The sequence below is a fragment of the Streptomyces scabiei 87.22 genome (assembly GCF_000091305.1).
Lineage (GTDB): Bacteria > Actinomycetota > Actinomycetes > Streptomycetales > Streptomycetaceae > Streptomyces > Streptomyces scabiei.
The window spans coordinates 7,187,441-7,208,989 of sequence record NC_013929.1; the positions used below are offsets into that span (position 1 = coordinate 7,187,441).

A 21,549-nucleotide genomic window follows, 5' to 3' on the forward strand; every position below is an offset into this window, starting at 1 on the left:
CATGCCGATGATCGTGGACCCCGGGGCGCCGCTGGTGACTCCGCCGACGACCGTCACCAGCCCCGAGGGATGGCTGACCGCGGTCATCGACGAGCCGTGGGCGGGGGTGGTGCTGGCCTACGACGGCACCGCCTCCACCCCCGTCCCCGACGTCACCGACGTGCGGAAGGTCGAGATCGTCCGCCAGGACCCGGGCGCGGCCGCGCCCGCGGCCGTCCGCTCGGGTGACCTGGCCTGGGCGGTCGAGGGCATCGGGCAGGCGTACGACCACGAAGCCCCCCTCGGGGTGGCGGTCGCGTACACGGCGCGGCCGCTGTACGCGGACGGCACCTGGGGGCCGTCGACGTCGCTGGCGGTCACGGTCCCGGCGCCGCCCGCCGCGCAGGCCAAAGACCTGTGGATCAAGAGCGTCGAGGAGCCGGGGCTGTCGATGCGGGTGATGCTCATGCCCGCTCAGGGCACCACCAGCGCGGGCCGCCAGGACACCGCCGCCCGCTCGGGGAGCCCGTACATGGCCGTCGCCTACGACACCGCGGCCGCGCCGGCGGAGACCGTGTCCGTGGACGTCCTCGCCGCTGACATCAGCCAGTTCCGGCGGCTGATCAGGTCGGGGGTGCTGCTCGCGCAGGTGCGGCCCGGCTACCAGATCGGTGACCGGTTCTTCGTGCCGGGCGACGTCGCCGAGAAGCCCACCGGCCGTCTCGGCTCGACGGGCGGCTACACGGTGACGTTCGACATCGTGCCCATCGAGCGCCCCGACACGGCCGGACAGCCGATGTACGCGCCTGGCTGGTCCTACGACCTCCTCGCCGCGCAGTTCGGCACGTACGACGCCGTGGAGGCTTCGTACGACACGTACGCCGCGCTGGCCACCGATGGCGCGGTGTCCTGATGCTGCGGATCTCCACGGCCGCGCTGGCCGCTCTCGGGCAGGCCACCGCCCGCCCGGTGCGGGCGGAGTGGTCCAACGACGGCGGTCAGCTCTGGACTCCGGCCCGGTTCGGCTCCGGCGCGGTGACGCCGGACCGTACCGCGGAGGTCCGCTACTCGGCCGCCGTCGAGCTGCTCGACGCACCCCGCGGCCGCCACGGCATCAACAGCGTGGCCACCGAGATCAGGATCTTCCAGGGCATCGGCGTGCCGCGCCGGGACGTCGAGTGGATCCCCGCCGGCCGCTACAGCATCGACCGGCTGCGCCGTACCCGGCTCGGGGTGAGCCTGGACCTCCTCGGCCGGGAGGACATCATCCGGGGCGCCTCCCTGCCGACCGCGCGGACCGTCGGCCCGGACACCGCCCGGGCCTGCGCCGGCGTTCTGATCGGCGAGGCCCTGCCCGGCGCCCCCGTCGCCTGGCGGGACGGCGTCAAAGCGTCGACCCAGCTGCCCGCGGTCGTCGTCGACGAGGACCGGTGGGCGGCCCTGTCCGGCGGCACCGACTCCTCCGGCACCGCCACCGGCATCGCCGCCTCCCTCGGCGCCGAAGTCTACGCCGACGCGCAAGGCACCATCGTGTTCGCGCCCGTGCCGACCCTCGCGGATGCGGTGGTGTGGCGGATCCCGCGTCAGCTGGTGACCGCGCAGCCCGCGCAGGAGGAGACCGCCGAGGGCCTGGTCAACCTCTGGGCCGTGAGCGGCGATTCAGGATCCGGCACGGTGCCGGTCGGCCCTGCTTTCTCGTGGGACGACGACCCCGGCAGCCTGACGTACGCAGGCCCCGACCCCGTCGGCGACCCCCTCGCCCCGCAGAGCCTGGGCCTGCCCGGGGTGCGCGTGCGCACCGGCCGCTACACGTCCCCGCTGATCGCCAGCATGAGCCAGGCCACCGACGTCGCCCGGGCCCGCCTCGCCGACTCCCTCGGTATCCAGTCATCGCTGTCCTTCACCTCTGTGTGCAACCCCGCCCTGGAGGCCGGGGACGTCGTCGAGGTCGAGGTAGAGGACGGCGTGTGGGAGCGGCACCTGATCGACTCCTGCCCGTACGCGCTCGGCGGGATCACCCAGACCTGCCAGACCCGCACGAGCACCCGGAGGCTGTGATGGGCGCCCGACAGCAGCTCGGCCAGACCCTCGACGCCCTCGACAAGAACGCCGGCGGCCTGCAGACCGTCTCGGCCACGGTCACCGACGTCACCGACACCGGCACCGTCCACCTGGTCATGGGGGGCGCCGCGTTCTACGACGTCGCCTGCACCGACGCCTACCGCAACCGCGCGGCCGGCGACGTCGTCGCGGTCCGCCGCGGGGCGGTGCCGGTGGTGCTGTGGCGGCTGGGGGAGGACCCCGCCGACACCGACGCCGCGGCGATCGCCGAAGTGGCCCGCGAGACCGCCCAGGACCTGATCGCCATCAGCGCGTTCACGTGGGGGACGGCCGCGCCGGGGGCCGGGTACCAGCAGGTGACCGAGCTGTGGACGAAGAAGGACAGCGCGGGCAAGGGCGTGCTCTACGCGCGGCTCGCCTCCGCCCCCGACCCGTCCCCCGAGGCGCCGGCCACGCAGGCCCCGAAGAAGGCCAGCATCCCCCCGGACGACTCCGGGACCTGGCGGCGCGGCCGCCCCGACGACTACGCCTCCAGCCCCACCCAGGGCGACTGGACCGGCCGCGGTGACCGGCGCGGCGGCTGGTTCTACGGCACGAAGATCGCCGACGCCTGTGCGGGCAAGACCGTCTCCTCCATGTCGGTGGCGTTCACCCGCAAGCGAGGGGCAGGCGTCAACGCCAAGGTCAAGATGCGGCTGTACCTGCACGACCACACCACCGCCCCCAGCGGCCAACTCGACCTCGACGACGGCCCCGAGACGCTGCTCTCCCTCGCCGTCGGCGCCAAAGGCACCGCGACCCTGCCCGCCGCCTGGCGCACCGCCCTGGCCTCCGGCAGCGCCCGCGGACTGGCCATCTACGGCCACGGCCGCGGCGACTACGCAGCCTTCACCGGCGGCGTGATCACCATCCGCTTCTCCGCCACCTAGAAAGGGGGGCCTTCGTGGCGAACCTCGGATACGCCGAACTGCCCGTACCCGCGGGCGGTCAGTCCCCGACCGTGCCCGCGCACCTGGCCGCGCTTGCCGAGGCCATCGATCCGCACCTCCGGCAGACCGCCACCGACCTCGCCGACCGCACCACCAAGTACGCCACGGCGCCCGCGCACACGCTCGTCACGGCGGACGACGGCACCATGTGGCTGAAGATCAGCAGCGTCACCGACACGTGGGTGACGATCTGGGAACCGCCCCCGCTGTGGGACCTGACGCTGACGCTCTCCGCAGGCCTGCAGGAGGGCGACGTGGAGATCGGCCTCATGAAGGTCGACGGCGGCCGCCGCGTCGAACTGAAAGGCCGCGTCGAGCGCACGGACGGCCTGAAGATCACCGATCCGAACGCCGTCAACCTCGGTGCCGTGCCCGGCTCCTGCATCCCGGCCGAGCTGCGCACCTGGGTCGGGGCGTGCTCGATGGCCGGGACCACCACCGACGCCGCCGGACGGCTGGAGGTCCTGCCCACCGGCACATCCTCCCCGTACGGCGACGCCGGCGACATCCTCTGGTGGTACCAGGGCACCGACGGAACCGACTGGGTCGACCTGTCCGGCCTCTACATCCTCGTCTGAGAAAGGGGCTGCTGTGCCTCAGTACACCTACGGCGGCAACCCCTCCGCGGTCCTCGTCACGACCACGGGCGACGTTGTCCCCGACTACCCGCTGATCGTCCGCGCCGCCGGAACCGGCGCGATCATCACCGCGCTGTTCGAGGAGGACGGCACCACCCCCATCGCCCAGCTCCGCACCAACGACGCCGCCTCCGACACCCCCGGCGCGATCCGAACCTTCAAGGTCGAGGGATTCGGGGCGATCCAGTACGAGTACAACGGCCCCTCCGGGCAGCCGGTGCTCTGGTACGAGGTCGGCCGGGAGGTACCCACCGCCGCCCTGGACGGCCTCAACTCCAAGCTGGACAAGGCCGGCGGCACGATCACGGGCGACCTCGACGTGACCGGCACCCTCGACGTCGGCACGCTCCTGGTCGGCGGCGAGCCCCTCGACCTCGGCGCGAATTGGGCCGAGGCCGGGATCATCATCCCCGCCGCGACGACCGGCGCCGCCGTCCAGGCCGCGCTCGCCGCCGCTGGCACCGCGGGCGGCGGCCACGTCATCGTCCCCCCGGGGAACTACGACGCGGCCTCGCTGCCGCTGCGGATCTACCGCAACACCCGCCTGACCCTGTGCGACGGGGCCGTGATCCGCCGGGCCGGGGCCGGAACGATGCTGCTGAACGGGGACGCGAGCCAGACGTTCGGCGGGTACACGGGGCACGGCAACATCGTCATTGAGGGTGGCGTGTGGGACGCCCGGGCGGACGCCTACCCGACCTCGGCCATGTGCATCAGCATCGGGCACGCCGAGAACGTCATCATCCGCAACACCCTGGTCAAGGACGTGTGCGGGTACCACGGCATCGAGATCAACGCGGTGAAGAACGGCCGCATCACCAACGTGCGCGGCCTGGGCTACCTCGACCCCGGTGGCCGGGACTTCAGCGAGTTCATCCAGCCTGACCTCGCCAAGGGCAGCGCCTACTTCGGTGGCTTCGGGCCGTACGACGACACGCCCTGCGTCGACATCGTGATCGAGGACTGCCACGTCGGCCCGTCCGGCACTGCCGGCACGACCAGCTGGCCGCGCGCCGTCGGCTCGCACTCCGCCAGCCCCGACAAGCCTCACACCGGCATCGTCGTCAAGGACCTGTATTGCGACGGCCTCACCCAGTGGGCGGTGGGCGGCTACACCTGGCAGGACTCCCGCGTCTCCGGGCTGACCCTGAAGGACTGCGGCGCGGGCGTGCGCATGCGCACCCTGGACTCCTCCAGCGCCGCCCACCGCACCCCGGCCGGAGCCGGATCCCCCTCCATCGCCGGGTCACAGCCGCTGCGGAACATCGTCGTCAAGGACATCGTCATGTACGGGGGCGGCACCTACGACGCCGCCGTCCGCATCGAGGGCGAGGACACCGGATACGTCCAGGGCCTGGACGTGGACGGCATCACCGTCCGCGACGTCGGCGGGTCCGCCGTGCGCCTGGTCGACGTCGAGGACTACACCGCCGACCACATCACGGCCCGCAACTGCGGCGCCACCGCCGTATCCACCCTCGGCACCCGCCGCGGCCAGATCATCGCCCACGTCAACGGGGCCACGGGCGCCGGCGTGACCGTCGACTCCCGTTCGACCCCGGCCGCCTCCGCGACGGACGTCACGGTCGCCCGGTGCTCGATCACCGGCACGACGGCGAACGGGGTCCATATCTGGGACGGCACGGACGTCGTGGTGGACGACTGCGACATCTACGCGCTGACCGGGTTCGGGGTGCAGGTGTCCACCAACACCGTCCGCCCGCTCCTGCGCAACGTCCGTACCAGGGACACCACCTTGGCCGGGTGCAACATCACCTCGACCATCACCGGGCTGCGCCGCTGGGGGAACACCTTCGGCTCTGTCGCCGACGCCAGCGCGGGCGCCGAGGTCTCCCCGTTCGACTCCGGGTTCGGCAGCCTGGAGAGCGTGCTGCGGCCCTCCAGCCGGTACGAGACCACCAGCCGGCTGCGCTGCGGGACCACCTCGACGCCGACCTCGGGGACGCTGTACCTGATCCCGGTCTGGCTGCCCAAAGGGCTGGTCATCTCGAACCTCGCGTTTGTCTCCGGCGGCACCGCGGCGAGCGTGCCGACGAACTGGTGGTTCACCCTCCACAACTCGGCGAAGGTCGCCCTGGCGAGGACCGCGGACCAGACCACCACGGCGTGGGCTGCCAACACGATCAAGAGCCTGGCGATCGCGCAGACCACCGCCGGCGCCGCCAGCTCGTACACCACGACGTACAGCGGTCTGCACTACTACGGCGTCATGATCAAGGCGACGACCGTGTGCAGCCTGATCTCCGAGGGCGCCGTCCCTGACGTCCTCGCCAGCGTGGCCCCCGGATTCGGCGGCACCGACACCGGCCTGTCCACCCCGCCGACGGTCACGGCCGGAGGCTTCACGGCCGGCGCTTTCGGCGCGGGCAGCGGAATCCTGGTGCACGGCTACGCCACCTGACCCCACCCCCCGCTCACCCACCGCCCCGCGCCCTCGGCCGGGGCATCGTCATGTCTGGAGGACCCATGGCACCACCCATGCTGCCCGCCACGTTCGCCGCGGTGCTGCGCAAGGAGGGGCTCGTCGTCGTCGAGGTCGGCGACTGGGAGCACCACAACCGCAACCACATCGGCCTGTGGGGGCCGGTCCACGGCGTGATGATCCACCACACCGTCACCTCCGGCAGCGCCAAGACCGTGCGGATCTGCCGGAACGGCTACGAGGGTCTGCCCGGGCCGCTGTGCCACGGCGTCATCACCAAGGACGGCAAGGTGCACCTCGTCGGCTACGGCCGCGCCAACCACGCCGGCCTCGGCGACGACGACGTCCTCCGGGCCGTCATCGACGAGAAGTCGCTCCCGCCGGACAACGAGTCCAACACCGACGGCAACCGCCACTTCTACGGCTTCGAGTGCGAGAACCTCGGCGACGGCATCGACCCCTGGCCGGATGTGCAGCTCGACGCGATCGAGAAGGTCTCGGCCGCGATCTGCCGCCACCACGGCTGGAACGAGCGCTCCGTCATCGGCCACCTGGAGTGGCAGCCCGGGAAGGTCGACCCGCGCGGCTTCACCATGGCGTCGATGCGGGCCCGGGTCCACGACCGGCTCGCCCCGGCGGTCACTTACACCGTGCGCAAGGGCGACACCCTCTGGTCGATCGCCGCCAGCAAGCTCGGCGACGGCAACCGGTGGCGGGAGATCGCCACCCTCAACTCCCTCAAGGACGCCGACGCGATCGTGCCCGGCCAGACCCTCAAGCTCCCCAGGAAGTGAGGCACCGATGAACAACGTCTTCGTCAGCTTCATGCGGACGTTCGTGCCGTACGGCGTGGGCCTGGTCCTCACCGCCACCGGATGGCTCGGCATCCCGGTGGACAGCGAGGCGGCGGCGGGCGCCGTCTCCCTCGGTCTGGCGGCCGCGTACTACGCCGTCTTCCGGCTCCTGGAAGAACTCGCCGAGCGGATGGCCTGGCAGCCCCTGCAGACGCTCGCTGGCATCTTCCTCGGCTGGGCGCGGCCACCGCAGTACGTCGGCCCGATCACGGCCCCCGTTCGGATGAAGCTGGACCAGGCCGCGATGCGGGAGGACATCGACACGTTCGTGCGCTACCTCGGCAACGCCGTCGATCCCCAGGGCGGAGTGACCGGCGACGGGCCTGGCAAACGCCGGCGCATCGACCCCCGGCTGTAAGGGAGTCCCGTGGACCTCGCCACCATCGGTGCAGTGCTCGCGTTCATCGGTGTGCTGTCCGGCAGCGTGGTGACGTACCTCGGCAAGCGGGGCGAGAACGCCAACGCCCGGCTGAACAGCGAGATGGACCAGATCCAGGAGGAGCGTGACGGGCTGCGCGGGCAGCTCGCCACCCGGGACGCGCGGATCGCCGAACTCCTCGAACTGCGGGTGACCGACCAGCGCCAGCTGCTGGCCGACCAGGTCGAGATTGCCCGGCTCCGCGTCCGTATCGTCGAACTGGGAGGCGACCCATCGTGACCCGTACCGAGCGGGCTCTCGCCGGGAACTGGCGGTGGATCACCGTGTTCTGCTGGCTCGTCGCCCTGACCGGCGCCGCCGTCGCCGGCTGGTCGCTGTTCGGGCAGCTGGCCGACGAGGCCGACCGCCGCGGCGACGCCGTCAGCACGCTGGCCTCCGATGTGCGCGTGCTGCGCGCCCAGGTCGAGGCGGCGGGGGAGACGCCGGCGGCACCGGATCCGAGTCAGGCCGTCGCCGACCTCGACGACCGCACCCGTGTGCCCGTCCCCATACCCGGCCCCCGGGGACCGCAGGGCGAGCCCGGCCGGACCGGACCCACCGGCGAGCCGGGCCGCTCCGGAGCGGACGGGACGGACGGCACCGACGGCCAGGACGGCGTCGGCGAGCCCGGCGAACCAGGAGTGCCGGGCCAGCAAGGCGACCCGGGCGCGGCCGGACCCCAGGGCGAGCCGGGCCCGGCGGGACCGCCCGGGCCCCAGGGTGAGACCGGGCCGCGCGGCGAGGCCGGCCGCGACGGACAGACTTGCCCGGACGGCTACCGGCTGCAGGCGCCGCCGTACGACGAGGCCGCGCTCGTGTGCCGCAAGGACGATGCCCCGACCGATGAGCCGTCGCCCTCGTCTCCGCTCGCTGAGGGTGTCATCCTGCCTCGCCGCGAGTACTGACACCGATGCCCCCTGTACGGCCCACCACGGGCCGTACAGGGGGCGTTTTCCGTCGTTTCCCGATGGGCGGTACCGCTGTCATGGCGTCCCGCTATGCTGCCGTCATCGCCTCCGGGGCCCGAACCCCCGGGGGCGCCCTACTGTCGGGAGTAGAGGAGCCACGCATGGCCCAGTACCGCGTCCGCTACAGCGTTCTGCCCGCCGGAGTCGGCCCGGACGATTACGAGCCGGCGGACCTCGACGGCGGCGAACTGGTCCTCGAACTGTCCGACCCGGCCCCTGAGCACGAGGGCGGCATGGAGTACGGCCCGCATGTCAAGGAAGTGGAGCGGGCTGTGGCTGCTGCCGTTCCGCTGAAGGCCGGCGACCAGCCGATCATCCGCAGCTGGGATCTGGCCTAGGACCGTCGCTCAGCCTCTTCGAGTCGCGCGCTGTAGTGCTCGTGATCGCGGGGGAAGCCGACCAGCTGCGGGAGCGCCTCACGGAAGCCGTCTGCGGCACGCTCCCACTCGCGGCACGCGTAGGCCGTGTCAGCCTCCTGCAGCTGGGCTCGTACAGGGGTGAGCCAGTACAGCCAGCCGGGCCGGTCCTCGACGTTGGGCACCATGCCCGCGAAGGCCCTCGCCTCGTCGGCCAGCCGCGCCGCTGTGTCGCGCTCGGACAGAGCGGCGGCCGCCATCGCGGCCTGATGCGCGGCGACCGATGCGGCTGCCGGCGATAGAGCCTGGGCGGTGACCCGGGCCTCCTCTGCCGTCCGCAGAGCCCGGACGGGATCGCCACGGTGCAGGGAGTAGTACGCACGCACCCGGTTGACCCACGACGACATGTCGGCGTGTCCGCCGTCGACCGCCCAGCCCCCGGCCAGGTCGAGCCACGACAGGGCCGGGCCGGGCTTGTCCGCCTGCCAGCTCACCCAGGACAGCCAGTGGGCGTGCTCGGCGGCCAGGAGGAGGAGCCGATCGGCGGCACGGCCGGATGCGTCAGGCAGCATGCCGGTGATGGAGTCCAGCTGGGAGCGCACGGTTGTCCAGAGGGCCCGGCCGCCGACCTCGTCCTCGGCGCGCCGGTACTCGACCAGCACACGCCCGATCCACTCTGCGGTGCGCAGGTCGGTGCGACCGGTGGCGTGCGCGTGTGCAATCCGGTCCCGCAGTTCGGCGGGGGGCGACCAGCCCGTCAGGTCCGGTCGCGCGTTGATCCCCGTCAGTTCGTCTGGCACCTGCAGCCCTTCAGTGATGCGGGCCATGAGTTCAGCGGAAGTCACCCGCCGGCGGCCCGACTCGATGGCGGAAATGTGGGGCTGCGGCATTCCGACCAGGGGCTCTAGCTGTCGTTGGGACAGGCATGCGGCACGTCTGTACTCGCGGAGAATCGCAGCCCAGTCCTGGCGCGCCCAAGCGGCGCGCAGCTGTGCGTCCGTCCAGAGTTCCCGACCACTCATGAGCCGACGATACGGCCCGCTGATACACGCTGTGTATCGAACCGGCGACGCGCCGGGATGACGATGCTGTCTCACAGCCGAGTCGGGTCGGAGAGAACAGCCATGTCGAGAGATCAGCGTCCAGTCATGAACCCGCCCATGCCGCTCATGCCGTCGCAGAGTGGCCGCCCAGCGACAGACACCGCGGCCATCGTGTCGTGGCTCGCTCGCGGTGACCCGGACTCGGGCAAGGCGCTGAAGCAGTGGCAGGAGCACAGGATCGCGCTCATGCCGCTGGGAAGGGCGTACAGCGCCATCCGTATCCCGGCGAGGCTGGTGTACGCGGTCGTCGGCTCATCGGACCGGAGCGAGTCGGATGCGTTCATCGCCACGGCTCTGCGGGGCCCGGTCATCGCAGACCGTGCGGGAGTGCGGTACTACGCGCTGGTGGCCCCTCTGGTGCCGCCGAACTACGGGCCGCACGTGGGCGACCGGTGGGGCGAGCTGGGTGTCGAGATCCTCGGGGCAGGGACGGTCATGGGCGTTCCGCGCCACGGGACCGGGTTCGACCCGGAGGCCCCTCTGCGCTCCTACTGGGTGGTGCCGGTGACGTCGGCCGGCCAGCTGTGCGACCCCGCGCGGGTGGTGCGGCTGATCGCCACCGCTCGTGAGGCGATGGCAGAGAGCCCTGAGTCGTGAACGGCCCCGCGTTCCTCCGCCGAGCCCTCAATCTGGCGGTCAGCCGCTCGCAGCAGGCGTACCGCGACTACGTGGAGCACTGCGCGACTTGCCCTGCCTGCGAGGGCGTGAGTCGCTGTGCGTCTGCCGGTGAGCTGTGGCGGGCGTATCAGGCCGCGCGTGACCGAGACGACGCGTGGCGTCCGAGGAAGTCCCGGACGTGATCAAGGCTCCTCTGGCGCCGCTTGGCGGTGGCCGCCAGAGGTAGGCCGCCCTCCGATTGCCCCCGCTTGAGCGTGGCGGGGGTGGGCGGCCGGGTGGTCCGCCGTCGACGTCCCCCGTGCGGCGGCGGACCACCGCAAGAGCTTGGAGAGGGGTATCTGCCCTCTCGTGAGACGGCCCTCCCTGTCCTGCTGCCAGGCGGTAGGGATGGGCCGCAGTGCCCTCGGTCTGCGGATCGGGGGCACTGTCGTGTGCAGGGGCGGCGAACGGTCATTCGGATGCAGCATGCATGCTGGATAGGCCGAGGGCTCATGTATGTGTCTACGCGAGATTCTCGCCGGACCGTCGACATACTGCTCAGCTCGTCTGAGCCGGCGCCCGGAGGCAGGTTCCGTGGAAGCGGGACCCGCCAGCGAGACCTTCGGCAGAGCAGTGCACCGTCCGTGCCGTCCGGCACGGACGATCCGTGTGCTGCCGTGCCGAGGTGTCGCAAGAGCGGATGATGTCTCGGTGGGGTGGCCCGACCTTCTGAGGAACCTTGATCAGCATCAGTGTCACGGCGCTCGTCTTCGGCGTCGTCTTCCTGGCGGAACTCCCCGACAAGACCGCGCTCGCCGGTCTCGTCCTCGGCACCCGCTACCGCGCCTCCTACGTCTTCGCCGGTGTCGCCGCGGCGTTCGCCGTGCACGTCGTGCTCGCGGTCGCGGCGGGCAGCGTCCTCACCCTGCTGCCGCAGCAGATCGTGCACGCGCTGACCGGCGTGCTGTTCCTGGGCGGCGCGGTGGTGCTGCTCAGGACGAAGGGCGGGGACGACGACGCCGAGGTCCGGCGGCCCGAGGACCAGAGCTTCTGGAAGGTCTCGGGGGCCGGATTCATGCTCATCCTGGTCGCCGAGTTCGGGGACCTCACACAGATCATGACGGCGAACCTCGCGGCCCGGTACGACGACCCGCTGTCCGTCGGTCTCGGGGCGGTCCTCGCCCTGTGGGCCGTCGCCGGACTCGGCATCGTGGGGGGCAAGGCGCTGATGAAGCGGGTGCCGCTGCGGCTGATCACGCAGGTCGCGGCCGTGCTGATGGTGGGGCTCGGTGTGTGGAGCCTGTGGGAGGCCGTGTCGGGATGAGCGGGGGAGTGGCGCAAGCCCTCTTAGTTTTGTACCGTGGGTGAACAAAGTGGCTCCCGCCCGCATTTCCCTGACCGGTGGGCGGGGCCGCCTTGTCCCTGCGGGCCGCCGGGCCCGACCGTCCGCGGCCCCGCACCTTCGCTCTCCCCGCGCTCTGGAGCCTGCCGATGACGGCCACCACCGTTCTGACCGCCCGCGCCCTCCTGCTGGACATGGACGGCACCCTCGTCAACTCGGACGCCGCCGTCGAACGCGTCTGGCGGCGCTGGGCCGAGCGGCACGGGCTGGACGGCTCCGAGATCATGCGGGTGGTGCACGGCCGGCAGGGGTACGCCACCATGGCCGTCCTCCTGCCCGACCGGCCCATGGCGGAGAACTACGCGGACAACGCGCGGCTGCTGGCCGAGGAGACCGCCGACGTGGACGGCGTCGTCCCGATACCCGGCGCACCGGAGTTCCTCGCGGCCCTCGTCGCCGGCGGCGTGCCGCACGCCCTCGTGACCTCGGCGGACGTCCCGCTGTCCACCGCGCGGATGGCCGCGGCCGGCCTGGCGCTGCCCGACCTGCGCGTCACCGCCGAGTCGGTGGGCGCGAGCAAGCCCGACCCCGAGGGCTTCCTGAAGGGGGCCGCCGAACTGGGCGTCGCCCCCGAAGACTGTGTCGTCTTCGAGGACTCCGAGGCCGGCATCGCGGCGGGGCGCGCCGCGGGGATGCGGGTCGTCGGCATCGGGGAGCGCGCCCGGTCCCACGGCCCGGACGTGGTGGTCCCCGACCTCATGGCGGTACGGGTCGAGGCGACGGCGGACGGGGCGGTCCGGCTGCACGTACGCGGCTGACGCAGGGGAGTCTCGGTCCTCCCCGGCCCGGGGGCGATCCCCGTGGGCCGGGAGGCCAAGGGGCTACCGGTCCCCCCCCCGGGGCCGTGCGGCCGCGCGTGGGCGGCCGACGAGGGAAACCCCGACCCCCCGGCCCAGGGGCGACCCCCACGGCCGGAGCGGCGAGGGGCGGCGCTACCGGTCGTCCCCGGCCCGGTCGAGGACGTCCGTCAGCCGGGTGAAGCCGTCCGTGCCGTGGCCACGGGCCATCGCCCGGCGGGCGAAGCCCTCGGTCGACCGCATGACGCTCGCGTCGATGCCGTGGGACTCGGAGACCTGGACGACGTGGGCCATGGTCGACACCGCCGAGGTGAGCGGATTGCCCTCGCCGGAGTGCCGCCCGCTGTCGACCTCCTCCGCACCCGCCTCGAACAGCGCGGGCAGGATCGCGGCGATCCCCTGCGCGTACGGGGTCAGCTCCCGCGCGCTCACCCCCTCCGCACGGGCCAGCGCCAGGGCGTGGGTGTAGCCCGCGATCGAGGTCCAGAAGAGGTCGAGCAGCGCGATGTCGTACGTCGCCGCCCGGCCGATCTCCTCGCCCAGGTGGGTGTGGGCGCCGCCCAGCGTGTCCAGCACGGGCCGGTGCGCTCGGTAGAGGTCCTCCGGTCCGCTGTAGAGGAACACGCCCTCCGGGCTGCCGATGGTCGGCGTCGGCGTCATGATCGCGCCGTCCAGGTAGCCGACGCCGTGCCCGGCCGCCCAGTCGGCGGTGGAGCGCGCCCGGTCGGGGGTGTCGGCGGTCAGGTTGACCACGGTGCGGCCCTTGAGGGCCCGGGTGACCCCCGGGTCGCGCAGGATCGCGTCCGAGGCGTCGTAGTTCACGACGCAGACGACGGTCAGCGCGCTCGCGGCCACCGCCTCCTCGGCCGACCCGGCCTCGACCGCGCCGCGCGCGGCCACCTCCCCGCCCCGGCCCGGCGTACGGTTCCAGACCGTGGTCCGCACGCCGGCGTCCAGGAACGCGCCGGCGAGGGCGCGGCCCATCGGACCGAGGCCGAGTACGGTGACGGCGGGGACGGGGGTGTCCGTGCCGGTGGCGCTGCGGGCGGGCTCTGCGATGTGTGCGGGCATGACTCGGTGACTCCTGTGGAAAATAGGCTGGTTGAAGCTGGTCGTCGATGCGCCGGGAACGGGCGAGGGGGGACGAGAATGTCGCGCGAGCGTGCCCGGGACCCGAACGTCTGCGGGGTGACCGCCGCGATCGCCGTGATCGAGGGCAAGTGGAAGACGTCGCTGCTCTGGAGGATGGAGTCCGGCCCGCACCGCCCCGGCGAGCTGCGCCGGACGCTGCCGGGCCTCAGCGAGAAGGTGCTGACCCAGGCACTCCGGGAGATGGAGGCCGACGGGCTCGTGCACCGGGAGGTGCACGACGTGCTGCCGCTGAAGACCGTGTACTCCCTGACCCCGTTCGGCCGTGAACTCTCCGAGGCGCTGGGGCCGTTGTCGGACTGGGGACACCGGCGCCTGGAGACCCTCACCGGGGTCGAGGACGATTCGGTGCGCCTCCCGGCTCAGTGAACCTTCATGCCGTCGCCGTCGCCGTCGCCGTCGCCGTCGTCATGTCGCCGTCGTCATGTCGCCGTCATGGCCGGCATGGCTGTGATCGCCGTCATCGGTGCGCCTTCCGTCCTCGGGTTCCTGCCGCGCGGCCCCTCGGCCGCTCCTTCCCCACCAGGGTCGCTCGACGGCCGGCGCCCGCCAAGTACCCACAAAAAGGTGGGTACTTCGAGAACGGGAAAACCCCCGCCCGGCGGCGATTCCGCAGCCGTCGGACGGGGGTCGGGGGTGAGGGGGCGAAGGGGGTACCGCGGTACCGGACGGTGTGCGTCAGGCCCCGGTCTTCGGGCCCGTCTGCTGGACGACCTCGAACGACCAGACGGTCGAGTCGGAGGCGGCCGGCCGGGGGCGGTCGCCGCCACCGCCCTGGTGGGCCTGCTTCATGGGGCCGTCCATCCACGCCTGGAAGGCGTCCTCGTCGCGCCAGCGGGTGTAGACGAGGTAGTTGTCGGTGCCCTCGACGGGACGCAGCAGCTCGAACCACTCGAAGCCGTCGGAGCCCTCGACCACCCCGGCGCGGGAGGCGAACCGCTTCTCCAGCACCTCGCGCTGCTCGGCCGGGACCGTGAGGACGTTGATCTTGACGATACTCATGGCCTCATCCTGCATCACCCGTCACGGCTCCTTCGTCTCGGACTCCAGTCGTTCCCGGGTGACCAGGCCGTAGACACCCGGCTCGTCCTGGTCCTTCGTGATGCCGCGACTGCTCTGGTAGACGAGGACGGCCTGCTCGACCTGGCTGTCGTAGTTGTCGTCGATGTCACCGGTGTAGATACCCAACTGGCTCAGTCGCAGCTGGAGTTCGGTGACCTCGGGGTCGTCGTCGCCGGGGCGGAGCGTCTTGGGGGCGGCCTTGCGGCTGTCCTTGGACCCGTCCGAGCCGGTGGCCGACGCGCCCGTGGACGCGTCGGCGCCGGGTGCGGCGCTCTGCGTCGGCTCGGCCGAGACCGACGGCGACGGCGAGCCGGACGCCTCCGAGGGCGACGGTGAGGGGGAGGGGCTCCGCGAGGGGCTCGCGGTCGCCGCGCCCGCGCCACCGCCCGGCGGCGCCGGAGCGGGTGCCCCGCCACCGCCCCCGCCCTCCCCGGACGGTCCGGCCGGCGACGCCTCCCCGTCCGGTGACGCGTCCGGCGCGCTCGCCCGCAGGTCGTCCGGCAGCGCGCGGTCCCGCTCCGGGGCGTTGTACGAGAACAGTCCGCTCGCGAACCCGGCGGCGGCCATCACCCCCGCGGCGGCGGTGCCCGCCAGCACGACGACGAGCCCCGCACGGCGCCGGCGCCGGCGCCCGGGGCGCCCCGCCGGGGTCCCGGGCGAGGTGCGGTCCGCGGAGAGGGGTGCCGGGCCCGGTGAAGGCGGCGTACCCCACGCGCCGAATCCGGTGCCGGGCGTCCCCCCACCCCGACGGCCGAACGGCCGTACGCCCATCGGGTCGGGCCCTGTCGCGTCCGTCGCCCCCGTCGCCGTTGTCGCGCCGGTCGTCGCCGTGGTCATCGGCATGGCGATCGTGGCGGCCCGGTCGGAGGCCGGTCCCCGGCCCGCCGCGGCGCGCGATCCGTCGTGTTCCCCGGGTGCGTCGCCCAGTTCCACGTACGGGCGGATCCGGAGGGGGTCGAAGTCCTCCGCGGCCGCCGCCTCGGCCGTACGGGTTTCGAGCAGGGCCTCGGAGGCGCGTCGGCCGCACGCGCAGGACGGCGTGCCGTCCGAGGCCCGGGGGGTGGAGCATTCAGGGCATATGTGACTGGTCGGTTCACTCACGTGTCGTTCCTCCCCGTGAAGTCTCCAGAGTTTAAGCAAATGGCCGACACCGAATCTCCCGGAAGCGCGGGGAATCAAGGGTTCCGGAACGCCTCGACAGGCCATAACCGGTCACACCGACCACGATGGAATGGACAGGGAGGAAGAGGAAACCCGAGGGCGTCGTACGGGGACACGGCAGGAGACCCTCGGCCCCACGGGAGGTCTGCATGACCGACGACACCAGCCACGTCCCGGCCGACGGTGGCGACGAGCCCGCGCACGTCGCCGCCGACGCACGTGCGGGTGCCGCGAGCACCGCCGACGGCGCCGGCGGCCCGGACGGCAGCGAGGTGCGCACATCCCCGTCCGGCCCCCGTGGCCAGGGCGTTCCCGTCGCCGAGGGGGTGCCCGGCGGGGTGATGGTCTCGATCGGGGCCCTGCTGCTGGGCATGCTGCTGGCGGCGCTGGACCAGACGATCGTGTCGACGGCGCTGCCGACGATCGTCAGCGAGCTGGGCGGCCTCGAACACCTCTCGTGGGTGGTCACGGCGTACATGCTGGCGGCGACGGCGGCGACACCGCTGTGGGGCAAACTCGGTGACCAGTACGGCCGCAAGCGGCTCTTCCAGACGGCGATCGTGATTTTTCTCATCGGGTCGGCGCTGTGCGGCGCGGCGCAGGACATGCCGCAGTTGATCGGGTTCCGGGCCCTGCAGGGCCTCGGCGGCGGCGGGTTGATGGTGCTGTCGATGGCGATCGTCGGCGATCTGGTGCCGCCGCGCGAACGCGGGCGCTACCAGGGCCTGTTCGGCGCGGTCTTCGGCGCGACCAGTGTGCTCGGGCCGCTGCTGGGCGGACTGTTCACCGAGCATCTGAGCTGGCGTTGGGTCTTCTACGTCAACCTGCCGGTCGGGGCGGTGGCGTTGCTGGTGATCGCCGCCGTGCTGCACATCCCGCGCCGCGCCGAACGGCATGTCATCGACTACCTCGGCACCTTCCTCATCGCCTCCGTGGCCACCTGTCTGGTCCTGGTCGCCTCCCTCGGCGGCACCACCTGGGACTGGGACTCGGCGCAGATCATCGGCCTGTCCGTCCTGGCCGTCCTGCTGGTCGTGGTCTTCGTGGCCGTCGAGCGGCGGGCCGCCGAACCCGTCCTTCCGCTCAAGCTGTTCCGTGTCCGCACCTTCACCCTCTCCGCCGTGATCAGCTTCGTCGTCGGCTTCGCGATGTTCGGCGCCATGACCTACCTCCCGACGTTCCTCCAGGTCGTGAAGGGCGTGTCACCGACCATGTCGGGTGTGCACATGCTGCCGATGGTGTTCGGGCTGCTGCTCTCCTCCACGCTCTCCGGACAGATCGTCAGCCGCACGGGCCGCTGGAAGGTCTTCCCCGTCGCCGGGACCGCCGTCACCACGCTCGGCCTGCTGCTCCTGCACCAGCTCGACGCGGACAGCGGCACCGGCGAGACGAGCGCGTACCTCCTCGTCTTCGGGCTGGGGCTCGGACTCGTGATGCAGGTTCTGGTCCTGGTCGTGCAGAACGCCGTCCCGTACGAGGATCTCGGCGTCGCCACCTCCGGCGCGACCTTCTTCCGGTCCATCGGCGCCTCGTTCGGCGTCGCCGTCTTCGGCACGGTGTTCGCGGGGCACCTCGGCGACAAGCTCACCGGCGCGCTCGACGGGGCCGCGCTCCCGTCCGGTGTCAGCGTGGACGGGCTGCAGGCGGACCCGCGCGAGATCGCCCGGCTCCCGGCCTCGCTGCGCCCCTCCGTCCTGGACGCGTACGCCTCCGCCATCACCGACGTCTTCGTCTACGCGGCCCCGGTCGCCCTGCTCGGCTTCGTCCTCGCCTGGTTCCTGCGCGAGGACCGGCTGCGGGCCTCCGTCACGGCGCCCGACGCCACGGAGACGCTCGCCAGCAACCCGGTCGAGCGGTCGTCGTACGACGAGGTGTGCCGGGCGCTGTCGGTGCTCGGGTCGCGCGAGGGCCGACGCGACGTGTACCGGAAGATCACCGCACGGGCCGGCTACGACCTGCTGCCCGCCACGAGCTGGCTGCTGCTGCGGATCCGGCGGTACGGCTGGGCGGAACCGGCCGTGCTCGCCGAGCGCAGCACCGTCCCGCTCGACGTGATCATGGCCGCCACCCGGCAGGCCGAGGAGAGCGGTCTCGCCCGGCGCGACGGCATCGACCTCGTCCTCACCGACGCCGGCCACGAGGCCGCCGACCGGCTCGCCACGGCCCGCGAGGACTCCCTCGCGGAACTCCTCGGCGACTGGTGGGGGCCCGACCGCCCCACCGACCTCATCCGTCTCGTCGGGGAGCTCAACTCCGAACTGTGCGGCTCGGACGCGGAGCGCCCGCACGACGACGGGGCGATCACGCGACGGCGGCCGGGCGCGACGACCGCCGGTACGCCGCCCACACCACCCCCGCCCCCGGAGGCTCCCTCGTCCACATCGGTCTCGTCATAGGCCCGTCAGTCTCTTGGCGAAAGTCTCTTGGCGAACCAGTGCTCCGCGTACGCGTGGTCGTTGTGCGGGGCGCTCTCCTCGTACCCCAGCCGGGCGTACAGCGCGCGGGCCTCGACCAGGTCGCCGCGGGTGTCGAGGACGATCCGCCCGGCGCCCAGCGCGCGGGCCGCGTCCTCGGCCGCCGTCACCAGCAGGCCGGCGCCGCCCCTGCCCCGGGCCTCCGGCAGCAGGAACACCCGCTTCAGCTCGGCCGTCGCGGCGTCCGTCAGCCGCACCCCCGCCGTCCCCACGGGCTCGCCCCCGTACCGCGCCACCAGCAGGACGCCGTCCGGCGGCGCCAGGTACGCCCCGGTGTCCGCCGCGACCTCCCGCTCCAGCTCGTCCGGGTCGGTGGGGCGCCCCTCGTGCAGCAGGTACCACCGGTCGCTGACCTCGGTGTAGTAGGCCCGCCAGAGCGCGGCGGCGACGGGAGAGTCGTGGGGCTCCTCGTCCACGGACCAGCCGGCGGCCGTGCGGTTCGCGGGACTGCCGGGACGCGTGGAGGGGGTGGGGGGCGTACGGGTCATGACGGTCATTGTCGGCAGCGGGGGCGGGTGGTCGGCAAACGATTTACGCCGTCGTCCGCTCCCACGCGCTTGCCGTTTGAACCAACGGGTTCGGGCAACCCGATGCGAAACGGCCCGACGGGGCGAGACGCCCGGGCCGAGGACTCTGGAAGGCATTCATGTCCACAGGCTTGATCATCGCTTTGATCGTGATCGTGGCGGTCGTGGTCGTCGCGGCGGCCGTCCTGACCCTGCGCGCCCGCGCGGGCGCGGGCGGCGGCGGATCCCTGAAGCGGCGTTTCGGACCGGAGTACGAGCGGGCCGTGACCCGCCATGACGGCGACGAGCGGGCCGCCGCCCGGGAACTCGCGGAGCGGGTGAAGCGGCACGGCTCGATGGAGAAGCGGCCGCTGCCGGGCGCGGAGCGCGAGCGCTACGAGTCCCGCTGGGCGGCCGCCCAAGAGCGTTTCGTCGACTCGCCCCGTGAGGCGGTCGTCGAGGCGGACCGGCTGCTGGCCGAGGTCGCCGCGGCCCGCGGCTTCCCGGACGGCGGCCACTACGAGACCCAGGTGGAGGCGCTCTCCGTCCACCACGCCCACCATGTCCACGGCTACCGCCGGGTGCACCTCGCGGCGCACTCCGCACAGGGCCGTGACGGTGTCACGGCCGGCGCCGGACCCGGCACCGAGGAGATGCGCGAGGCCATGGTCGAGGCCCGCGCCCTGTTCGAGGACCTGGTGACTCCGGGCCGCCGGGACACGCGCGCGGACCGTGCGGACCGTCACGACACCGCCGATCGACAGGAACCGGCCCGCCGAGACGGCGCGGTGCACGACGACGGACGCGGCGCCGCCGCCTCCGACGGCCACCACCGGTCCCATCTGCCATGGGCGCTCACCAGGCGCCACGCGAAGGGGAGTTGAGGAGTATGACGGACGAGACGAACAGGAGCGACGGCATCCGCGAGCGCGGGGTGCGCGAGACCCGTGGCGCGGTCCCCGGGCGTGACGGCGTCAAGGAGCGTGACGGGGTCAGGGAGAACGGGATGACGCCGGGCACGCGGGCGGCGGGCGCCACCGGCTCGTCCCCCGGTACCGGCACCGGGGCCCCGCTCGTCGCGGGCCACGACACCACGACGGGCGGCGACGACACCCGCCTCGGCAGGACGATGGGCGTGGACGACGAGCCCGGCCACGGCCGCGGCGAGGACCGTGCCAGGGGCGAGGGCCGGGGCACCGGCACCGCTCCGGGCGGCTCCCACTCCACCGGGTCCACCCTCCTGCCGCACGACGAGAACGACAAGCTGGCGACGCGGCTGCAGCACGCCGTCGGCGGGTTCGTCGACGAACCCCGGTCCGCCGTCGAGGAGGCCGACCAGGTCCTCGAAGAGGTCACGGCCCGCTTCACCGACGCGATGACCCGGCGCCGCCGGACCCTGCGCACGTCCTGGGAGACCTCCGCCGGCGACCGCGGCTCCACCGACACCGAACAGCTCCGGCTCGCCCTGCGCGACTACCGCGAGCTGACCGAACGGCTGCTGCGGCTGTAACCGCCGCGGACATCCACAGACGAGGCCGCGCCCCGGTTCGTGCACCGGGACGCGGCCTCCTGTGCGGGCGGGGGCGGAACGCCTCCCGTGGGCGCGGGGCCCGGGACCCTCGGTGACCGGCACCGGCCGGGTCAGGCCTCTGGAGTGGCTCCCGGCCCCTCGCGTCCCTCCCGCCACTGCCGTACGACCTCGTCCACGTCGTACGGCTTCAGGCCGAGCGGCGGGCCCGGTGGGGGTTTGAACATCATGTCGCGGATCTTGGCGTTGATCGCGGTGATGATCGTGCGGACGGCGTGTTCGGACGGTGCCTCGGCGGCGGTCGCGAGGGCGTCCTCCGCCTCCTTGCGCAGGGCCAGGGTCGGGGGCAGGACGGAGAGGCCCTCGCGGGCCATCTTCCGCTTGATCCACCAGAGTTCGTCATAGGACGTGTCGTCGTCCCGCAGGGGCCGGCCCGCCCCGGGGAGCGACGCGAAGTCGCCGCGCGCCTCCGCGTCACGGATCTGTTTGTCGACGAAGGACTCGAAGCTGACACCGGGTGGCTTTCGCTCGGTCATGCGTCCATTGTGCCGGAGCCCGCACAGCAGGACGATCCGGCGATTTATCATGCGGCGGCGGCGTGCCAAACGTGCCGTGCGCAGCGACAATTGGAGTTTGACCCGTTAGGAGCGGTACGTGCTCGAACTCACCATGGCCTCGGTCTCCGAGGCGGACGCCGGGGCGACGGCCGGCATGCAGATGGCTGACGCGCCCAGCGAGCCGGGCGGCGTGCTCCGGGTGGGCCGCGATCGGGCGGTGTGCCGGCTCGCGACACCGGACGACTGGCTCTTCGTCTCCCGCGTGCATCTGGAGTTCCTGTGCGCCCCCGACGGGAGCTGGCAGGTCACCTGGTTGCGGGGCTCGCACGCCGACCCCTCCTCCGAGGTGCGGCTGACCCTGCTCGGCCACCAGCCCTCACCGCTGCCGTACGGCGGCACCGCGAAGCTCCCGCACGGCGCCTCCGGCGAACTCGTCATCTACGACCGCACGGGGCCCCGCAGTGTCAACGTGGGCTTCTACCACGAGGCCTGACGCCGGGGCCCCGG

Annotated in this window: 24 protein-coding genes; 18 read left to right on the forward strand and 6 right to left on the reverse strand. The window is 72.7% G+C overall.

Annotation, left to right across the window (positions count from 1 at the left end):
• The first annotated feature begins 1 nt into the window (after position 1).
• The 10 genes from SCAB_RS31055 (at position 2) to SCAB_RS31100 (ending at position 8,688) form a co-directional block, all read left to right on the forward strand.
• Positions 2-892 carry a hypothetical protein gene (locus tag SCAB_RS31055; protein WP_013004063.1) on the forward strand — a complete coding sequence of 297 codons (891 nt, stop codon included), beginning with the start codon at positions 2-4 and terminating at the stop codon, positions 890-892.
• Positions 892-2,037, forward strand: coding sequence for a hypothetical protein (locus SCAB_RS31060; protein WP_013004064.1), 1,146 nt, complete (start codon positions 892-894; stop codon positions 2,035-2,037). Before SCAB_RS31055 ends, SCAB_RS31060 begins: the two co-directional genes overlap by 1 nt.
• Positions 2,037-2,969 (forward strand): hypothetical protein, encoded by a 933-nt coding sequence (locus SCAB_RS31065; protein WP_041669869.1) that lies wholly within the window; start codon positions 2,037-2,039, stop codon positions 2,967-2,969. Before SCAB_RS31060 ends, SCAB_RS31065 begins: the two co-directional genes overlap by 1 nt.
• Positions 2,970-2,983: 14 nt before the next feature.
• A complete protein-coding gene (locus SCAB_RS31070; RefSeq protein ID WP_013004066.1) occupies positions 2,984-3,607 on the forward strand; it encodes a hypothetical protein in 624 nt (207 codons plus the stop codon).
• Positions 3,608-3,620: 13 nt separating this feature from the next.
• Positions 3,621-6,089 carry a right-handed parallel beta-helix repeat-containing protein gene (locus SCAB_RS43870; RefSeq protein ID WP_013004067.1) on the forward strand — a complete coding sequence of 823 codons (2,469 nt, stop codon included), beginning with the start codon at positions 3,621-3,623 and terminating at the stop codon, positions 6,087-6,089.
• A gap of 65 nt (positions 6,090-6,154) precedes the next feature.
• Positions 6,155-6,904, forward strand: a complete 750-nt coding sequence (locus SCAB_RS31080) for a LysM peptidoglycan-binding domain-containing protein (protein ID WP_173402919.1) — start codon at positions 6,155-6,157, stop codon at positions 6,902-6,904.
• A 7-nt stretch (positions 6,905-6,911) separates the two neighbouring features.
• Complete coding sequence (locus SCAB_RS43875; RefSeq protein ID WP_013004069.1) at positions 6,912-7,322, forward strand: hypothetical protein; 411 nt, start codon at positions 6,912-6,914, stop codon at positions 7,320-7,322.
• Positions 7,323-7,331: 9 nt separating this feature from the next.
• A complete protein-coding gene (locus SCAB_RS31090) occupies positions 7,332-7,622 on the forward strand; it encodes a hypothetical protein (protein ID WP_013004070.1) in 291 nt (96 codons plus the stop codon).
• The gene (locus SCAB_RS31095; RefSeq protein ID WP_013004071.1) at positions 7,619-8,287 is read left to right on the forward strand and encodes a collagen-like domain-containing protein; all 669 of its coding nucleotides are present in this window, start codon (positions 7,619-7,621) and stop codon (positions 8,285-8,287) included. Before SCAB_RS31090 ends, SCAB_RS31095 begins: the two co-directional genes overlap by 4 nt.
• Positions 8,288-8,451: 164 nt before the next feature.
• Positions 8,452-8,688, forward strand: coding sequence for a hypothetical protein (locus SCAB_RS31100; protein WP_013004072.1), 237 nt, complete (start codon positions 8,452-8,454; stop codon positions 8,686-8,688).
• Here the strand turns inward: SCAB_RS31100 and SCAB_RS31105 are convergent.
• Positions 8,685-9,728, reverse strand: coding sequence for a helix-turn-helix domain-containing protein (locus SCAB_RS31105; protein WP_041669870.1), 1,044 nt, complete (start codon positions 9,726-9,728; stop codon positions 8,685-8,687). The two genes, SCAB_RS31100 and SCAB_RS31105, sit on opposite strands and share 4 nt — an antisense overlap.
• A gap of 192 nt (positions 9,729-9,920) precedes the next feature.
• On the opposite strand from SCAB_RS31105, the gene SCAB_RS31110 reads away from it, so the two are divergent.
• From SCAB_RS31110 to SCAB_RS31125, 3 genes are all read left to right on the forward strand, one after another.
• A complete protein-coding gene (locus tag SCAB_RS31110; RefSeq protein WP_148274239.1) occupies positions 9,921-10,406 on the forward strand; it encodes a hypothetical protein in 486 nt (161 codons plus the stop codon).
• A 739-nt stretch (positions 10,407-11,145) separates the two neighbouring features.
• Positions 11,146-11,730 (forward strand): TMEM165/GDT1 family protein, encoded by a 585-nt coding sequence (locus SCAB_RS31115; protein ID WP_013004075.1) that lies wholly within the window; start codon positions 11,146-11,148, stop codon positions 11,728-11,730.
• A 167-nt stretch (positions 11,731-11,897) separates the two neighbouring features.
• Positions 11,898-12,566, forward strand: coding sequence for an HAD-IA family hydrolase (locus SCAB_RS31125; RefSeq protein WP_037725271.1), 669 nt, complete (start codon positions 11,898-11,900; stop codon positions 12,564-12,566).
• Between the two features lie 174 nt (positions 12,567-12,740).
• Here the strand turns inward: SCAB_RS31125 and SCAB_RS31130 are convergent, their stop codons facing one another.
• On the reverse strand, positions 12,741-13,676 hold the full coding sequence (locus SCAB_RS31130; RefSeq protein ID WP_013004077.1) for an NAD(P)-dependent oxidoreductase: 936 nt from the start codon (positions 13,674-13,676) through the stop codon (positions 12,741-12,743).
• Between the two features lie 78 nt (positions 13,677-13,754).
• On the opposite strand from SCAB_RS31130, the gene SCAB_RS31135 reads away from it, so the two are divergent.
• Complete coding sequence (locus SCAB_RS31135) at positions 13,755-14,123, forward strand: winged helix-turn-helix transcriptional regulator (RefSeq protein ID WP_013004078.1); 369 nt, start codon at positions 13,755-13,757, stop codon at positions 14,121-14,123.
• Between the two features lie 309 nt (positions 14,124-14,432).
• Here SCAB_RS31135 and SCAB_RS31140 read toward each other — a convergent pair whose 3' ends face one another.
• Positions 14,433-14,756 carry an antibiotic biosynthesis monooxygenase family protein gene (locus SCAB_RS31140; protein WP_037725362.1) on the reverse strand — a complete coding sequence of 108 codons (324 nt, stop codon included), beginning with the start codon at positions 14,754-14,756 and terminating at the stop codon, positions 14,433-14,435.
• 21 nt (positions 14,757-14,777) lie between these two features.
• On the reverse strand, positions 14,778-15,917 hold the full coding sequence (locus SCAB_RS31145; protein ID WP_013004080.1) for a peptidoglycan-binding domain-containing protein: 1,140 nt from the start codon (positions 15,915-15,917) through the stop codon (positions 14,778-14,780).
• 209 nt (positions 15,918-16,126) lie between these two features.
• Here SCAB_RS31145 and SCAB_RS31150 point away from each other — a divergent pair, with 209 nt between their 5' ends.
• Positions 16,127-18,373, forward strand: coding sequence for an MDR family MFS transporter (locus SCAB_RS31150; protein WP_037725275.1), 2,247 nt, complete (start codon positions 16,127-16,129; stop codon positions 18,371-18,373).
• Positions 18,374-18,378: 5 nt separating this feature from the next.
• Here the strand turns inward: SCAB_RS31150 and SCAB_RS31155 are convergent, their stop codons facing one another.
• Positions 18,379-18,939: a GNAT family N-acetyltransferase gene (locus SCAB_RS31155; protein ID WP_049875794.1), complete on the reverse strand. Its 561-nt coding sequence runs from the start codon at positions 18,937-18,939 to the stop codon at positions 18,379-18,381.
• 158 nt (positions 18,940-19,097) lie between these two features.
• On the opposite strand from SCAB_RS31155, the gene SCAB_RS31160 reads away from it, so the two are divergent.
• Positions 19,098-19,841 carry a hypothetical protein gene (locus SCAB_RS31160; protein ID WP_013004083.1) on the forward strand — a complete coding sequence of 248 codons (744 nt, stop codon included), beginning with the start codon at positions 19,098-19,100 and terminating at the stop codon, positions 19,839-19,841.
• A 5-nt stretch (positions 19,842-19,846) separates the two neighbouring features.
• Positions 19,847-20,467 (forward strand): hypothetical protein, encoded by a 621-nt coding sequence (locus SCAB_RS31165; RefSeq protein WP_013004084.1) that lies wholly within the window; start codon positions 19,847-19,849, stop codon positions 20,465-20,467.
• 131 nt (positions 20,468-20,598) lie between these two features.
• On the opposite strand, the gene SCAB_RS31170 is transcribed toward SCAB_RS31165, so the two are convergent.
• Complete coding sequence (locus tag SCAB_RS31170; protein ID WP_041669875.1) at positions 20,599-21,021, reverse strand: DnaJ family domain-containing protein; 423 nt, start codon at positions 21,019-21,021, stop codon at positions 20,599-20,601.
• Between the two features lie 118 nt (positions 21,022-21,139).
• Here SCAB_RS31170 and SCAB_RS31175 point away from each other — a divergent pair, with 118 nt between their 5' ends.
• Positions 21,140-21,535, forward strand: coding sequence for an FHA domain-containing protein (locus tag SCAB_RS31175; protein ID WP_013004086.1), 396 nt, complete (start codon positions 21,140-21,142; stop codon positions 21,533-21,535).
• Positions 21,536-21,549: the final 14 nt, after the last annotated feature.

Bases quoted from the DNA above. Each gene is read 5' to 3' on its own strand.
- SCAB_RS31055 (WP_013004063.1), top strand. From the start codon at position 2: ATGCCGATGATCGTGGACCCCGGGGCGCCGCTGGTGACTCCGCCGACG.
- SCAB_RS31060 (WP_013004064.1), top strand. From the start codon at position 892: ATGCTGCGGATCTCCACGGCCGCGCTGGCCGCTCTCGGGCAGGCCACC.
- SCAB_RS31065 (WP_041669869.1), top strand. From the start codon at position 2,037: ATGGGCGCCCGACAGCAGCTCGGCCAGACCCTCGACGCCCTCGACAAG.
- SCAB_RS31080 (WP_173402919.1), top strand. From the start codon at position 6,155: ATGGCACCACCCATGCTGCCCGCCACGTTCGCCGCGGTGCTGCGCAAG.
- SCAB_RS43875 (WP_013004069.1), top strand. From the start codon at position 6,912: ATGAACAACGTCTTCGTCAGCTTCATGCGGACGTTCGTGCCGTACGGC.
- SCAB_RS31100 (WP_013004072.1), top strand. From the start codon at position 8,452: ATGGCCCAGTACCGCGTCCGCTACAGCGTTCTGCCCGCCGGAGTCGGC.
- SCAB_RS31105 (WP_041669870.1), bottom strand. From the start codon at position 9,728: ATGAGTGGTCGGGAACTCTGGACGGACGCACAGCTGCGCGCCGCTTGG.
- SCAB_RS31125 (WP_037725271.1), top strand. From the start codon at position 11,898: ATGACGGCCACCACCGTTCTGACCGCCCGCGCCCTCCTGCTGGACATG.
- SCAB_RS31130 (WP_013004077.1), bottom strand. From the start codon at position 13,676: ATGCCCGCACACATCGCAGAGCCCGCCCGCAGCGCCACCGGCACGGAC.
- SCAB_RS31135 (WP_013004078.1), top strand. From the start codon at position 13,755: ATGTCGCGCGAGCGTGCCCGGGACCCGAACGTCTGCGGGGTGACCGCC.
- SCAB_RS31140 (WP_037725362.1), bottom strand. From the start codon at position 14,756: ATGAGTATCGTCAAGATCAACGTCCTCACGGTCCCGGCCGAGCAGCGC.
- SCAB_RS31150 (WP_037725275.1), top strand. From the start codon at position 16,127: ATGACCGACGACACCAGCCACGTCCCGGCCGACGGTGGCGACGAGCCC.
- SCAB_RS31155 (WP_049875794.1), bottom strand. From the start codon at position 18,939: ATGACCCGTACGCCCCCCACCCCCTCCACGCGTCCCGGCAGTCCCGCG.
- SCAB_RS31160 (WP_013004083.1), top strand. From the start codon at position 19,098: ATGTCCACAGGCTTGATCATCGCTTTGATCGTGATCGTGGCGGTCGTG.
- SCAB_RS31165 (WP_013004084.1), top strand. From the start codon at position 19,847: ATGACGGACGAGACGAACAGGAGCGACGGCATCCGCGAGCGCGGGGTG.
- SCAB_RS31170 (WP_041669875.1), bottom strand. From the start codon at position 21,021: ATGACCGAGCGAAAGCCACCCGGTGTCAGCTTCGAGTCCTTCGTCGAC.